Annotated in this window: 14 protein-coding genes and 1 pseudogene; 4 read left to right on the top strand and 11 right to left on the bottom strand. The window is 71.2% G+C overall.

Features of this window, described 5'->3' with window-relative positions; genetic code table 11:
- Nucleotides 1-422 precede the first annotated feature (422 nt).
- Nucleotides 423-1,850, top strand: a complete 1,428-nt coding sequence (locus ACGFIO_RS21445; protein ID WP_392828042.1) for an FAD-dependent oxidoreductase — start codon at nucleotides 423-425, stop codon at nucleotides 1,848-1,850.
- Here ACGFIO_RS21445 and ACGFIO_RS21440 read toward each other — a convergent pair.
- The 3 genes from ACGFIO_RS21440 to ACGFIO_RS21430 all read right to left on the bottom strand — a co-directional run bounded on the left by ACGFIO_RS21440 (nucleotide 1,825) and on the right by ACGFIO_RS21430 (nucleotide 4,206).
- A complete protein-coding gene (locus ACGFIO_RS21440) occupies nucleotides 1,825-2,655 on the bottom strand; it encodes a S1C family serine protease (RefSeq protein ID WP_392828041.1) in 831 nt (276 codons plus the stop codon). The two genes, ACGFIO_RS21445 and ACGFIO_RS21440, sit on opposite strands and share 26 nt — an antisense overlap.
- A gap of 80 nt (nucleotides 2,656-2,735) precedes the next feature.
- Nucleotides 2,736-3,026: a hypothetical protein gene (locus ACGFIO_RS21435; RefSeq protein ID WP_392828040.1), complete on the bottom strand. Its 291-nt coding sequence runs from the start codon at nucleotides 3,024-3,026 to the stop codon at nucleotides 2,736-2,738.
- 211 nt (nucleotides 3,027-3,237) lie between these two features.
- Nucleotides 3,238-4,206, bottom strand: coding sequence for an Lrp/AsnC family transcriptional regulator (locus ACGFIO_RS21430; protein WP_392828039.1), 969 nt, complete (start codon nucleotides 4,204-4,206; stop codon nucleotides 3,238-3,240).
- Between the two features lie 112 nt (nucleotides 4,207-4,318).
- Here ACGFIO_RS21430 and ACGFIO_RS21425 point away from each other — a divergent pair, with 112 nt between their 5' ends.
- Entirely contained in the window at nucleotides 4,319-5,782 is a 1,464-nt protein-coding gene (locus ACGFIO_RS21425) for an FAD-dependent monooxygenase (RefSeq protein ID WP_392828038.1), read from the top strand.
- Between the two features lie 187 nt (nucleotides 5,783-5,969).
- On the opposite strand, the gene ACGFIO_RS21420 is transcribed toward ACGFIO_RS21425, so the two are convergent.
- Nucleotides 5,970-6,320, bottom strand: coding sequence for a MarR family winged helix-turn-helix transcriptional regulator (locus ACGFIO_RS21420; protein WP_392828037.1), 351 nt, complete (start codon nucleotides 6,318-6,320; stop codon nucleotides 5,970-5,972).
- Nucleotides 6,321-6,587: 267 nt separating this feature from the next.
- On the opposite strand from ACGFIO_RS21420, the gene ACGFIO_RS21415 reads away from it, so the two are divergent.
- The gene (locus ACGFIO_RS21415) at nucleotides 6,588-7,250 is read left to right on the top strand and encodes a DUF3159 domain-containing protein (protein WP_392828036.1); all 663 of its coding nucleotides are present in this window, start codon (nucleotides 6,588-6,590) and stop codon (nucleotides 7,248-7,250) included.
- A gap of 178 nt (nucleotides 7,251-7,428) precedes the next feature.
- Nucleotides 7,429-7,548 (top strand): annotated as a pseudogene (locus tag ACGFIO_RS21410) (peptidoglycan-binding protein); the annotation flags it as partial.
- Between the two features lie 69 nt (nucleotides 7,549-7,617).
- Here the strand turns inward: ACGFIO_RS21410 and paaE are convergent.
- Genes paaE through paaN form a run of 7 tightly spaced genes read right to left on the bottom strand, consistent with a single transcriptional unit; the run spans nucleotide 7,618 to nucleotide 14,131 of the window.
- Nucleotides 7,618-8,676, bottom strand: coding sequence for a 1,2-phenylacetyl-CoA epoxidase subunit PaaE (gene paaE / locus ACGFIO_RS21405; RefSeq protein ID WP_392828035.1), 1,059 nt, complete (start codon nucleotides 8,674-8,676; stop codon nucleotides 7,618-7,620).
- 1 nt (nucleotide 8,677) lies between these two features.
- A complete protein-coding gene (gene paaD, locus ACGFIO_RS21400; protein ID WP_392828034.1) occupies nucleotides 8,678-9,172 on the bottom strand; it encodes a 1,2-phenylacetyl-CoA epoxidase subunit PaaD in 495 nt (164 codons plus the stop codon).
- Nucleotides 9,169-10,089, bottom strand: a complete 921-nt coding sequence (paaC, locus tag ACGFIO_RS21395; RefSeq protein ID WP_392828033.1) for a 1,2-phenylacetyl-CoA epoxidase subunit PaaC — start codon at nucleotides 10,087-10,089, stop codon at nucleotides 9,169-9,171. The genes paaD and paaC overlap by 4 nt, the downstream gene beginning before the upstream one ends.
- Nucleotides 10,089-10,373, bottom strand: coding sequence for a 1,2-phenylacetyl-CoA epoxidase subunit PaaB (gene paaB / locus ACGFIO_RS21390; RefSeq protein WP_392828032.1), 285 nt, complete (start codon nucleotides 10,371-10,373; stop codon nucleotides 10,089-10,091). Before paaB ends, paaC begins: the two co-directional genes overlap by 1 nt.
- Nucleotides 10,370-11,278, bottom strand: coding sequence for a 1,2-phenylacetyl-CoA epoxidase subunit PaaA (gene paaA, locus ACGFIO_RS21385; RefSeq protein ID WP_392828031.1), 909 nt, complete (start codon nucleotides 11,276-11,278; stop codon nucleotides 10,370-10,372). Before paaA ends, paaB begins: the two co-directional genes overlap by 4 nt.
- Nucleotides 11,275-12,447, bottom strand: a complete 1,173-nt coding sequence (locus ACGFIO_RS21380) for a thiolase family protein (protein ID WP_392828030.1) — start codon at nucleotides 12,445-12,447, stop codon at nucleotides 11,275-11,277. The genes paaA and ACGFIO_RS21380 overlap by 4 nt, the downstream gene beginning before the upstream one ends.
- Nucleotides 12,440-14,131 (bottom strand): phenylacetic acid degradation protein PaaN, encoded by a 1,692-nt coding sequence (gene paaN, locus ACGFIO_RS21375; protein WP_392828029.1) that lies wholly within the window; start codon nucleotides 14,129-14,131, stop codon nucleotides 12,440-12,442. Before paaN ends, ACGFIO_RS21380 begins: the two co-directional genes overlap by 8 nt.
- Nucleotides 14,132-14,163: the final 32 nt, after the last annotated feature.

Here is a 14,163-nt window from a genome sequence, read left to right as displayed (position 1 = left end):
ACTGTCCACAAGCGGCACCACCTGTGGACAGCCACGCCCCCGGCCACAGCGCATCGCCGGCCACCCTGCCTGCCACCGAACACACCAGTGGTAACCGGAAGCGGCATCCCCGCCTCGCACAGCGCCCGTGGCTACCACCAGGCACCACGGCGGCAGCCAGAGGCGGCGCCCGAAACACAGAAGGCGCCACGAGCGACCACAAAGCGGAGACGGCGGCCCGAAGCTCAGAAGGCGCCCTGGGCTACCACCAAAACCGTAGGTCGGGGCGGGCGGCAGGCGCCCGCCGCTGCGAACGCGGGTGACCCATCGGGAGAACCCGGCGGTGGGTACGGGCTGGACCACCTACGGTCCGGGGCCGTGATGACGGAACTCCACTGTGCACGTACATGGAAATTGAAGTTGATCTTGAGGAGTGAGAGGCAATGATCGATGTGGTGGTGGCGGGGGCCGGCCCCAACGGGCTGATGACCGCCTGTGAGCTGGCGTTACACGGCGCCGGCGTGCTGGTGCTGGAGCGCCGAGCCGAGCCGGCGGCCGAGCAGCGGGCCAACGGGCTGGCCGGCCAGGTCGTCCGGATGCTGGACCGGCGCGGCCTGCTGGAACGGCTCACCGGCAGCGACAAGCCGCCCGAGCCGATCCCGCGGTTCATGTTCGCCGCGCTCCCCCTGCCGCTGCACCGGCTGGGCGCGGACAACCCGATGTACACGATCCTCGCGCCCCAGCGCCGCATCGAGGAGATGCTGGCGGCGCGGGCGGTCGAGCTCGGCGTGGAGATCCGGCGGGGCGTGGGCGTGGCCGGCTTCGAGCAGGGACCGGACAGTGTCACCGTCCAGACCGACCATGGGCACGAGGTGAGGGCCCGCTGGCTGGTCGGGGCGGACGGCGGGCACAGCGTGGTACGCAAGGCGGCCGGCATCGGGTTTCCGGGGGTGACGCGGGACGACTCGGTGTCGCGGGCGGCTCATGTGGGGGTGCCACGGCGGCTGGTGCATCGGAGCGGCGGGCTGGATGTGCCGGGCTTCGGGGTGATTCCGCCGTTCCGGCATACGCGTACGGAGCGGGGGCTGATCGCGTACGCACCCTTCCCGGACGGGCGCCGGCTGCTCAGCGTGAGTGACCGCACCCCGCCGGGGGACGAGCCGTTCACGATTGCGGAGCTGCGCGCGGCGGCCGAACGGGTGCTCGGGGTGCCGCTGGACGTCGGGGAACCGTCGGGGGACGGTCCGCACATGTTGCGCCGCACGGTCGGTGGGAACACGCGGCTGGCCGACGCCTACCGTCGCGGGCGGGTCGTGCTGGTGGGAGACGCGGCGCACGTGCACTCGGCGATCGGCGGGCCGGGCCTCAACCTGGGACTGCAGGACGCGGTCAATCTGGGCTGGAAGCTCGCGGCGCAGGTGCGGGGGCACGCGCCGGAGGCATTGGTGGACACGTACGAGTCGGAGCGGCGCCCGATGGCCGAACGCGTCGTCATGCACACCATGGCCCAGGCGGTGCTCGTCGGGCCGGGGCCGGAGGTGACCGCCCTGCGTACGCTCGTCGGCGAGTTGCTGACCGACGAGCCGGCCCTGCTCCGGGTGGCCAACCTGATCGCCGGCGGCCCGCAGGTGCCGGACACCGTCCTGGCCGACGGCACCCGCCTCGCGACGCTGGCCCGGGCCGGCGGTTTCCTGTTCGTCGACCGTGGCGGCCTCGGCCGGCGGGTCCCGCGGGACCGGGTGCGCGTCGTCGAGGACGCGGGGCCGGGTGAGTCGTTGCTGTTGCGGCCGGACTTCGAGGTCGCCTGGAGTTCGGCGCGACCGGTGCGGGAGCTCCGGGCGGCTCTCACACGCTGGCTTGGAGCTGCTTGACCACCTGAGTCACGGTGTCGGACGGAATCGCGAAGCCGACGCCGACGCTGCCGGTGGAGCCGTCGCCGGCCGTCGCGATGGCCACGTTGATGCCGATCACCTGGCCGGACGTGTCGACCAGGGCGCCCCCGCTGTTGCCCTCGTTGATGGCGGCGTCGGTCTGGAGCAGGCCGGTGAGGCTCTCGTCGCCGGTGTCGACCTTGCGGTCCAGCGCCGAGACGATGCCCGAGGTGACGGTGCCCTCCAGGCCGAGCGGGGCGCCGAAGGCGAGCACGGTGTCGCCGACCGCGACCGAGTCGTCGGAGCCGAAGGTGGCCGGGGTCAGCCCGGACACGTCGGTGGCCTGCACCAGGGCGAGGTCGTGGGTGGCGTCGGCCGCGACCACCTTGGCCGGTACGGTGCGCCCGTCGGAGAGCCGGACGCTGACCGTGCCGCCTCCGGAGGAGGACGCGATCACGTGGTTGTTGGTCAGCACCAGCCCGTCCGAGTCGAGGATCACGCCCGACCCCAGCGACGAGGAACGGGCGCCGTCGACCATGACGGTGACGATGCTGGGCGAGACCTTCGCGGCCACGGCGGCGAGGTTGTCGGTGGCGGTGCCGCTGTTGACGATCGGGGTGGCGGTGCCGGTGCTGGACGACGCGGCGGCCGCGGTGTCTGTGGTGCGGTAGTGGTCGGCGATGACGCCGCCGGCCACTCCCCCGCCACCGATCAGGGCGAGGAGCGCGGCGCCCCCGGCTACCCGGCGCGGCCACAGGGAGTCACGACGGTGGGAACGCGGCGGCTGGGTGAGCATGTCGGTCATGAGCCAACAGTCGCTCCGCGCGTTGTCCCGCCGTTGTGAGCGGCCTGTGAGTCCGCTGAATCGCACGTCCCGGCCCGCGGTCAGTCGGGTAGCCCCGCGAGGAACGCCGCGCTGACCGGCCGCGACTGCTCCCCGTCGTTGTCGTACACCGGAAAGCGGGCCAGCAAAGCCTTGGTGAGCACCCGGAACGTTGCCGGCGTGGGCCGGCCGATATCCGCGAGCGCTTCGAGGACCGGTGCGAAGTCGTGCCCGCAAACCACGTCCAGCACGACGCCCCCGCCCACGTCCAGATCTTCCAGCTCGACGATGGCGTTACCGCTGTCCCGGGTGAACGAGACCATCACCCGCGTACGGCCGTCGTCCCACACCACCGCCGGCGGCTGATGGCTACCGCCTTCCCGAATCCAGCCCGTCCGAGCGGCCCCTTGGCCGAGGCGCTCGGTCCAGCCTCGGTCGTCGGCCAGGGGTCTCCTAGAAGGTGAGGTTCCGCTCCTGGAACAGCTTCTCCGGCAGGTCCTGACCGAGACACAGCCCGGCCTCTTCACCGTTAACCGAACCGGGCATAACCCCACGGACCGCCGGTCAGGAAGGTCGGTTGCCGGCCTGCTTGACAGTCCGGATCACCGGGGCGGTCTCGACCCGCGTGATGCCGGGCAGTGCGGCGACCCGGGTGGTCATGTAGCGGTAGAGCTCGCGCTGGTCTGCGCACACGACGCTGCCGATCAGGTTCGAGGGGCCGGTCGTGGCAGCGGCGAAGGCGATCTCGGGATGTGCGGCCAAGGCGGCGCCGGCCTCCGCCAAGTGGGCGGGGAGAACCGAAAGCCAGAGCAAGGTGCGGGGGCCGACACCGAATAGGCGGCCGTCCACGTCTATGTCGAAGTACAGGACGCCGTGCCCGCGCAGCTCGGACATCCGACGGCGGACAGTGGTCGGTGACCAGCCGGTCACGGTGGTCAGTTGCTCCAACTCGGCGCGGCCATCAATGGCCAGAGCTGCCAACAATTTGCGGTCACCGTCATTGAGACGCACTGGACCCGGACGAGACGGCGCAGGCGGCGGGCGCAGCCGCTCGACCGCCGAAGGATCCAACAGGCCGATCTTGGCGACCAGGCTGTCCGAACCGCCATAGAAGGAATGCATCACGGAGTGGGCGGTGACACCCGCCACCCGAGGCGTACGAGGAAGCTTGGCCAGCAACAACGCCTCGCTGTCGGCTTCATTTTCGGTGCGGACCGTGCAAGTGATCTCGGTGCCGCCGGAAGTGAGACTGACCCAGGAGGTATCGGGCCGCCGGGCCAACGCCTCGGCAACCGGAACCGAGGCGGTCGGCGCGCACCGCACCCGCAGAAACCACCGCACCGCGCCCAACGCGGTCGGATCGACGGAGCCGAGCACCCGCAACGCACCCGCCGACCGCAACCTGGCATAACGACGGGCAATGGTCCGATCCGACACGCCCAGCACCTCGGCTATCGAGCTGAACGGGGCCCGGCCGTTGACCTGAAGGGCCGACACCAAGCGGCGGTCAAGCTCGTCGTAGTCGGATTCCACCGCCGCAATGCTAGCCAATGTCGGATACCGGTACAACTGGGCGGGAAACTGGCTGCGAACGACGGCCGGCGGGAACGTTGTCCCAGCAAGACCACCATGGAAAGGGACACACATGAACACGGATGTGCTGATCGTCGGCGCCGGACCGACCGGCCTGACTTTGGCCAACGAGATGCTGGTCGCCGGAGTGCCTACCGAGCTGGTCGACAAACTGCCGCAACGCAGCGACCTGTCCCGGGCCGGCGGCATGCAATCCCGCACGCTGGAAGCACTGGACCAGCGCGGCCTGCTGGAACCATTGCTGGCCAGCGGAAACTTCCCGACCACCGCCGGGCACTTCGCCCACGTCCACTTCCCCGTGGACAACACCCGCCACCGCCTGCCCTGGCGAGGCGTGCCACAGGCCGACGTCGAGGCCTTCTTCGAGGACCACCTTGCCGCCCACGGACTCCACGTCCGCCGCAACCATGACCTCGTTGCGCTCGAACAGAACGACGACAGCGTCACTGCCACATTCGCTGACGGCAGCACCATCCGCAGCCGCTACCTCGTCGCCGCCGACGGCGCCCACAGCACGGTCCGATCCCTGCTGCGGGCTGACTTCCCCGGCCGACCGGGCACGACGACCGACATCGCCGCCGACGTGCGGGTCAGCGGCGCCGACAAGAAGATGTCCCACAGGTGGAGCGAGGACGGCCACTGGGGCGCGTTGTACCCACTCGGCACCGACCCGCAGGGCCGGCCGCTGTACCGACTGGCCACGGGTGGCCCGAAACGGTCGCTGCCACGGGACGTCCCGGTCACCGAGGACGAGATCCGGGAAGCCCTGAACACGGTGTTCGGCTCCCAGGTGCAGCTGCTAGAACTCCGCTACGGCCGCCGCATCACCAACGCCGCCCGGCAGGCCGCGCAATACCGGCACGGGCGGGTGTTCCTGGCCGGCGACGCCGCCCACGTGCACCTTCCGCTCGGCGCGCAAGGCATGAACACCGGCATCCAGGACGCCCTCAACCTCGGCTGGAAGCTCGGCGCTGCCGTGCAGGGCTGGGCCCCGCCGCACCTGCTCGACACTTACCACACCGAACGGCACCCGGCCGGGGCGGCCGTGCTGCGCAACGTCCAGGCCCAGAGCCTGATCATGGACCGGGCCGGCTCCCGCGACTCGGACGTGCTGGCAGTCCAGGACCTCTTCACCGACCTGGTGCGGTTGCCGGCGGTGCAACGTTATCTCGCCGATCTGTTGTCCGGCATGGCCATCCGCTACCCGATGGGGGGCGCGGAAGATCACGACCTCGTCGGCCGCCCGGCGCCGGATCTCGACCTCGGCGCCGCCCGCGTGCATGGACTGCTGCGCACCGGCCGCGGCGTCCTGGTCGACCCCGGCGACCGGTTCGGCAAGGTCGCTGGCCCGTGGGCGGCCCGCGTGGACCACGTGACCGGCGGTGGCGAGCCGATGCTCCTCCGACCCGACAGCTATGTGGTCTGGGCCGGTGCCACGGACGAGCTGGAACCGGCGCTCCGCCGGTGGTTCGGCGAGCCCGAGCGTGCTGCTAGTGCTGTGACCAAGAACGTCTGAGGTGTTGGGGTCAGGCTGCCCGGGTGGCGGGTTGGCCCCGCGTCGTTGGCATTGCTGCGAATGCGGGCGCACGCATCGCCGCTCCTACGCGGAAAAGGCCGCCGCGGGCCCACCTCGTACATCAGCGCCCGGCCGAACTGCTCGATCGCCCGCTTCGACCCCATCCAGACGGCCGCGCCCGGCGCGCTCAGCCGTCGATCATCGCGCGCAGCAGCTGCTGCAGTTGCCGGGTCTGCTCCGGGCTGAGGCGCGCGGTCGCGGCTGCTCCGGCGGGCTTGGCCGCGTCAAGGGCGCGGTCGAGCACGTCACGGCCATGCTCGGTCAGGGTGACCGCCCGTAGCCGGCGGTCGCCGGGGACCAACTCGCGAGAGGCCAGCTCGAGACGCTCGAGGTCGTCGACGATGCGCACGATGGAGGCCTTGTCGTGGCCGGTCCGCGCGACCAGGTCACGCTGGTTGAGGGAGCCGTCGGCCTGCAGATGCATCAGGATCAGCAGGTGGCGCCGCTCGAAGCCGAACGGCGTCAGGGCTTGGTCCATCGCGGCGGCGACAAGATGATGCGCGCGGCGCAGGAGGAGGCTCAGCGCGAACGGCGAACCTTCCTGTGGGTTCTCGAGGTCTCGGCTGGGGGCTCCGCCAGGCGGGACAGAGTCGTTCAGTAGGCGCAATCGCTCAGTAGGCATAGTCGCATCGCTCAGTAGGGAGAATCGACTCGGATGCTATCTCAACTGAAACAGAGTCGCTAGAGATAGTTTCTCGTGCATCGATCTGTTGGTGGAGATAGTTTCGCGTGAAACGATCTGGTCATGAGCAACCTATCACCGGCGCCCGCCCGGCAAACTGGCTGGGCCGCGATCAAGCAGACCTGGAGTGATCCCCAGCGCTGGATCACCACGCTGATGGCCGCCGGGCCGAGCCTGGTATTCGTCGCGGTCAACGCGATGACCTCGCTGTACCCGGCGATCTTCGCCGCTGCCGGAACGGCGATCGCCGGGCTGTTGTATCGGTTGGTGCGCAGGCAATCGGCGCGGTCCGCGGTGATCGGCCTCCTGGTCGTCGCGGTCTGCGCGACGGTGGCCATGATTACCGGCCAGGCCCGCGGATTCTTCCTGGTACCGGCACTGATCCCGTTCGCCGGCTTCCTGATCTGCCTGACGACCATCGTGGCCCGGCGCCCGTTCACCGGGCTGTTGCTCAACCGGGTCACCGGCGGCCCCGTTGATTGGTACCGCAACCGCGAGCTGCGCCGGGTGCACCTGGCCACCACCGTCGCCGCCATGGCGATCAACGTCGTCAACGCCGTCGTGCAGGTGGTCTTCTACGGTCGCGGTGACACCGTCGTCCTGGCCGTCGCGCACTCCGTGGTCACACCGGCCTTCGTGACCCTGATCGCCGTCACCATCGTCGTGGCCCGCCGCACCGTGGCGCGGCAGCGACGGGTGCCGGCCTCGGCGCCCGGGCAGAGCTAGGAGACCGCTGAACAATCCCGGTTTGGACAGGGCGGCCACGAGAGCTCCTCGGCGAGTGCCGCATCGTCAGGCCCGTTGTCGGCGGCCAGGTCGAAGGCTCGGTTGAGAATGGCCGGTTGTTCCCCCGGGTGGGCGGCGGCAAGGTCGGCGCGAAAACCCGGCGTTGATCGGCCAGGAGGTGCAGGCGCTGTTCGCGGATCTGGGCGTCGCGGTTCCGGCCGGGGAGCTTGACGCGGCGGTACGCCGATTCCAGGCGCGCGCGGGCCTGCGTACCGACGGTGAGGCCGGCCCCGAGACCGTGCACGCGCTGGCCCGGTACGCCGAGGACGCCCGCGAGGTCCGCTTCCTCCTCGACGCCGCCCGAGCGTCAAGCGTCGTAGTCGACGACCACGACCTCGGTCAGCGGCGTGGCCTGACAGGTGAGGACGTAACCGGCCTCGACCTCGCGCGGTTCGAGGGCGAAGTTCCGGCGCATCGACACCTCCCCTTTGACCACGCGCGCCCGGCACGTCCCGCAGACACCGCCCTTGCAGGCGAACGGCAGGTCCGGCCGGGCCCGCTGCGTACCCTCCAGCACCGTGTCGCCCTCGGCGATCGTGACCGTCGTGGACCGCCCGTCCAGCAGCACCGTCACCTCGCTGCCGACACCGGCGGCGACATCGTCGGCCCGCACCACGTCCGGCGGCTGCTCATCGACCCAGAACAATTCCCGATGGATCCGCTCCGGCCGTACCCCCGCCTCGCTCAGCACCTCGGTGGCGTCCACGACCATCCCGAAGGGCCCGCACAGCCACCAGTGATCCACGGCCCCGACATCGATCAGGAGCGGCAGCAGGGTACGCAGCTTCGCGGCGTCCAGTCGCCCACTGAGGAGGTCGACCTCGCGCGCCTCGCGGGAGAGCAGGTGCACGAGTTCCAGCCGCGACGGATAGCGGTCCTTCAGGTCGGCCAGCTCCTCGGCGAACATGACGGTGTCGGCCCGCCGGTTGCCGTAGATCACCGACACCTGGGTCTCCCCGGCCGGGGGTTTCCGGGTCAGCAGCGAGGTGGCTATGGACAGGATCGGCGTGATCCCGGAGCCGGCCGCGATCAGCGCGTGCCGCCCCGGCCGCGTCAGGTCCGGGGTGAAGGTGCCCGTCGGCGAGGCCACATCGACGAGGTCGCCCGCGCGCACGTCATGCACCAGCCACGACGAGACGATGCCGCCCGGCACCTCCCGGACCCCGATCCGGGGCGCGGCACCGGCCGGGGCGCAGATCGAATAGGTGCGGCGTTCGTCGGCCGGGTCGTCCGGGCGGCGTACCGTCAGCGACTGCCCCGGCCGGAACGCGTACTGCCCGGCCAGTTCCCCCGGCACCTCGAAGGTGACCGCCACGGCGTCGGCACAGAGCCGTTCCACCCCGGCGACCCGCAACGCGTGGAACACCTCAGATCTCCTTCACATGCTCGAAGGGTTCCCGGCACACCGGGCATCGCCGCAGCTCCCGGCACGCCGTGGCGCTGAACGCGGCGATCTGTTGCGAATCCGGGTGACCGCACTGCGGGCAGGCGATGGCCGGCCGCGACGCCCCCAGCACCAGGGGCACCGGCCCGGCGGCCCGGCGCGGTGCCGGCCCGGGCGGCGAGATCCCGGCGGCGGCGAGCTTGGCCCGGCCTTCGACGGAGATCCAGTCGGTGGTCCAGGCCGGTGCCAGCACCGTGCGTACCTCGACGGCCGTGAATCCGGCCCCGGTCAGCGCCCGCCGGATGTCGGCCCGGATCTCGTCCATGGCCGGGCAGCCCGAGTAGGTCGGCGTGACCGTGACGACCACGCCGTCGCCGTGCTCGCGCACCTCACGAATGACGCCGAGGTCGGCCAGGGTGAGCATGGGCATCTCGGGGTCGGTGACAGTGGCCGCGACCTCGGCGGCGGTCGGGCTCACCAGACACCGCCGGGCATCGAGCGGGCCAGGGCCTGCATCTCGTCGAGGATCTCGGCCAGCGCCGGCGTGTGCACGCCGTCACGCCCCGCTTCAAGATCGAAATCCGCGACACGCGTGCCGCCACCTCCCCCACCCCGATGGGTGGGCGACAATGTAGCGCCCGACGCCGACAGTCCGGCGCCGTTGTCCACAGGCAGCAGCGTCGCGACGCCGAGAACCTGACTCATGACAGCGTCGAACTCGGGGCGCCAATCCCGCGGGGCCAGCGGCGACGGCTCATGATCGAGCTCACCGAGCAGCGGCCACAGTTCGTCCACAGCGGCCTTCACACGCTCATGCGACACGGCGGTTCCGTCGCCGAGGCGGACCACCCACTGCGCGGCGTACTCCCGGTGGTAGGTCAGCTCCTTGACCGCCTTGGCCGCCACGGCCGCCAGCACCGGGTCCGGAGCGGCCCGGAGGCGGTCCATCACCGCCAGCCGCCACGTCGCGAAGGCCAGCAGCCGCGCCACCAGGTGGGCGAAGTCGGCGTCGGCCCGCTCGGTCAGCCGCATGTTCCGGAACTCGGACGGGCCCCGGTGGTAGGCCAGCGCGTCCTCGTCGCGGCCGTCGCCCAGGGCCGCGCCGGCCCGGGACAACAGCAGCCGCGCCTGTCCCAGCAGGTCGAGGGCGATGTTGGCGATGGCCACCTCGTCCTCGAGCTCGGGCGCCCGCGTGACCCACTGCTGCAGGCGGTGCGACATGATCAGCGCGTCATCACCGAGCATCAGGCAGTACGCGGCCAGCGCGGGCCGGTCGGTCGCGGGGTCGAAGCCGGTGGGCACGTGCGCGAGCGGGTCGGCGAAGCCGGTTCCGTAGGCCCAGCGGGCGTCGTCGTCGTGGTCGGTGAGCGCACCGTACGCGTCGTCGAAGGACATCAGATGTGCGGAACCGAGTCGGGGATGGCGTAGTAGGTCGGGTGGCGGTACGCCTTGTCGCCACTGGGTGCGAAGAACGGCTCCTTGTCGCCGGGCTCGGAGGCCGCCACGTCGTCGGAGCGGACCACCCAGATGCTCACACCTTCGTTGCGGCGGGTGTAGAGGTCACGGGCGTTGTGCAGGGCCATGGTGTGGTCGGCGGCGCGCAGCGAGCCGACGTGCACATGGTTCAAACCCCGCTTCGCGCGTACGAACACCTCGAACAGTGGCCATTCGTGGTTCATGACGCCTTCTTCCGTGCGTGTGCCGCGGCCGCCTCACGGACCCAGGCGCCGTCCTCGTGGGCCGCCCGCCGGCGCGAGATGCGGGACGCGTTCATCGGCCCGTCGCCGGAGATGACCCGTTTGAGCTCGTCCCAGTCCGGCGTCCCGAAATCGAAGTGCTCGCGAGCGGAGTTCCAGGAGATCGACGGGTCCGGCAGTGTGACGCCGAGGGCCGCCGCCTGCGGCACGCTCATGTCGACGAAGCGCTGGCGCAGCTCGTCGTTGGTGTGGCGCTTGATCTTCCAGGCCATCGACTGAGCCGTGTTGGGCGAGTCGCCGTCGGGCGGGCCGAACATCATCAGCGACGGCCACCACCAGCGGTTGGTGGCGTCCTGGACCATCTCACGCTGGGCCTCGGTGCCGCCCATCATGGTCATCAGCAGCTCGTACCCCTGCCTCTGGTGGAAGCTCTCCTCCTTGCAGATCCGGATCATGGCCCGGCCGTAGGGGCCGAACGAGCTGCGGCACAGCGGCACCTGGTTGCAGATGGCGGCGCCGTCGACCAGCCAGCCGATCACACCGACGTCGGCGTAGGTCAGCGTCGGGTAGTTGAAGATCGACGAGTACTTCTGCCGACCCTCGATCAGCCGGGTGGTCAGGTCGCCGCGGTCGGCGCCCAGCGTCTCGGCGGCGGAGTAGAGGTAGAGCCCGTGCCCCGCCTCGTCCTGGACCTTGGCCAGCAGGATCGCCTTGCGGCGCAGCGTCGGCGCCCGGGTGATCCAGTCGCCTTCCGGCTGCATGCCGATGATCTCGGAGTGGGCGTGCTGGGCGATCTGCCGGATCATCGTCTTGCGGTAGCCGTCCGGCATCTCGTCGCGCGGCTCGATCCGCTGGTCGCGGGCGATGGTGTCCTCGAAGGTGCTCATACCCGCTCCACCAGCATGGCCAGCCCCTGGCCGACTCCGACACACAACGTGGCGAGGCCGCGCCGGGCGTCCTCGCGTTCCATCCGGCCCAGCAGCGTCACCATGAGCCGGGCCCCGGAACAGCCGAGCGGGTGACCGAGCGCGATCGCGCCGCCGTCGGCGTTGACCCGTTCGTCGTCGAGCTTGAGCCGGCGGATGACCGCCAGGGACTGGGCCGCGAATGCCTCGTTGAGCTCGATCGCGTCCAGGTCGCCGACGGTCCAGCCGGTGCGGGCCAGGACCTTCTCGGTCGCGGGTACGGGACCGATGCCCATGATGTGCGGTGGCACGCCGGCCGCGGCCGCGGTGACCACGCGGGCGCGCGGGGTCAGGCCGTAGCGTTCGACGGCGGCTTCGCCGGCCACGATCAGCGCGGCCGCGCCGTCGGACAGCGGCGACGACGAGGCCGCGGTGACGATGCCGTCGGCGCGGAAGACCGGCTTGAGCGAGCCCAGCTTTTCCAGGGTGGAGCCGCGCCGCGGGATCTCGTCGGCCGTCACGTCGCCGACGGCCACGAGTTCGGCGTCGAACCGGCCGGCGTCGATCGCGGCGATCGCCCGCTGGTGGCTGCGCAGCGCGAACGCGTCGCTGTCGGCCCGGGTGATGCCGTCCAGCGCGGCGACCTCCTCGGCGGTCTCGCCCATGCTGATCGTCGTCCTGTCCCGCTGCTTGAACACCGGGTTGGTGAACCGCCAGCCCAGCGACGTGTCGACCACCTCGCCCGGCCGCGCCCACGGGGTGCCGGGCTTGGCCATCACCCACGGCGCGCGGGTCATCGACTCGACGCCGCCGGCCACCACGATGTCGGCGTCACCGACCCGGACCGCGTTGGCCGCCGCCTGGATCGCGGTCAGACCGCTGGCGCAGAGCCGGTTGACCGTGAAGCCGGGCGTGGTGTCGGGCAGGCCGGCCAGCAGCGCGGCCATCCGGGCGACGTTGCGGTTGTCCTCGCCGGCCTGGTTGGCGGCGCCCAGGATGACCTCGTCAACCTCGTCGACGGGTACGCCGGCCCGCCGCACCGCCTCGCCGACCACGAGCGCCGCCAGGTCGTCGGGACGGACGCCGGCGAGCGATCCGCCGTACTTGCCCTGCGGTGTGCGTACCCCGCCGATCAAGAAGGCTTCAGACATGTTGTGAATCCAACTCCGCGTGTCGCCTCGACTGGAGAACGAAGAACCGGCCACTGACGAACCAGTCGTCGGTCAGCGCCGCGGTGGCCGCCGGGTTGGCGCCGGTGCCGTGCAGGTCGCTGAAGGCGGCGGTCTGGTTCACGAAGACGCCGCCGGTCAGGTTTTCCGACAGGTGCACCCCGGCGTCGAGCGCGGCGTCCCGGGCGGCGTCGATCACCTCGGGCGAGGTCGAGTAGACCGACGCGGTCAGCGCGCCGTGGTGCCGGACGGTCTCGACGAACAGCTTCAGGCTCTCGGCCGTCGACTCGGTGGTGATGACGAACGACACCGGGCCGAACCACTCGCGGGTGTAGACCTTGTCATCGGCCGCGTCCAGCTTGACCACGACCGGGGTGCGGATCGTGGCGTCCGGCCACTGCGGGTCGGCCACCTCGCCGGACGCCCGCACCACGCCGGCGCCGCCGCCGGCCTCGGTGAGCCGGGACAGCACGCCGTCGTTGACGATCGCGCCGAGCGTGCCGGAAGCGCGCTGCGGGTCGCCCAGCAGCTTGTCGACGGCCGCGGTGAGGTCGGCGGCGAACTCGTCGGGTGTCCTGGTGCCCGTGTCGGTGCGTACGCCGGTCGCCGGCACGAGCAGGTTCTGCGGGGTCGTGCACATCTGACCGCTGTACAGCGACAGCGAGAACGACAGGTTGCGCAGCAGGCCCTTGTAGTCGTCGGTGGAGTCGACGATGACCGTGTTGAGGCCGGACTTCTCGGTGTAGACGACGGCCTGCCGGGCGTTCGCCTCGAGCCAGTGGCCGAACTCGCTGGAGCCGGTGAAGTCGACGATCCGCACGTCGGGGTGGGTGGCCAGGGTGGCCGCGATGCCGTCGCCGGGCGACTCGACCGCCAGCGACACCAGGTCGGGGCTCTGGCCGGACTCGGACAGCACCTCGCGGGCGATCGACACGGTCAGGGCCAGGGGCAGGACGGCGCCGGGGTGCGGTTTGACGATCACCGGGTTGCCGGTGACCAGCGAGGCGAACAGGCCGGGGTACGAGTTCCAGGTCGGGAAGGTGTTGCAGCCGATCACCACGGCGACGCCGCGGCCGGTCACGGTGGCCGTCTTGGACATGCGCAGCGGGTCGCCCCCGCGCTGCGGCTTGCTCCAGGTCGCTTCGGCCGGCCCGCGGGTGGTGGCGGCGAGCGCGGCGGCCACCGCCTCGAGGCCGCGATCCTGGGCGTGCGGGCCGCCGGCCTGGAAGGCCATCACGAACGCCTGGCCGGTGGTGTGCTGCACGGCCTGGGCCAGCTCGAACGAGCGCGCGTTGATCCGGCGCAGGATCTCGGCGGCCACGCCGGCCCGGCCCTCGGGACCGGCGGCGCGCCAGGCCGGGGTGGCGGCGCGGGCGGCGGCGATCAGCGCCGCCGGGTCGGCCTTGGGGTAGCGGATGCCCAGGTCGAAGCCCCACGGCGAGCGCTCGGTGGCGACCCGCTCGCCCCCGCCGGGCACGTCGATCGGGAAGTCGTGGTGCAGCAGGTCTTTGAACGCCTTCTCGCCCGCGGGGGCGGCCTCCGCGCCGTACACGGACTTGCTGGGCGACTCGGGGTAGGCGGACCAGTAGTCGCGGTGCCGGGTCGCCTCGACCGCCCGGTCGAGCAACTCGCGATGCGTCTCGTACCACTCGGCAGGGGTTGTCATCTGCGCTCCTGTGCGGTTGGCTGTCTCATTAT

The sequence above is a fragment of the Actinoplanes sp. NPDC049265 genome, assembly GCF_043197135.1.
GTDB lineage: Bacteria > Actinomycetota > Actinomycetes > Mycobacteriales > Micromonosporaceae > Actinoplanes.
This window is presented reverse-complemented; position numbering and strand designations above follow the sequence as displayed.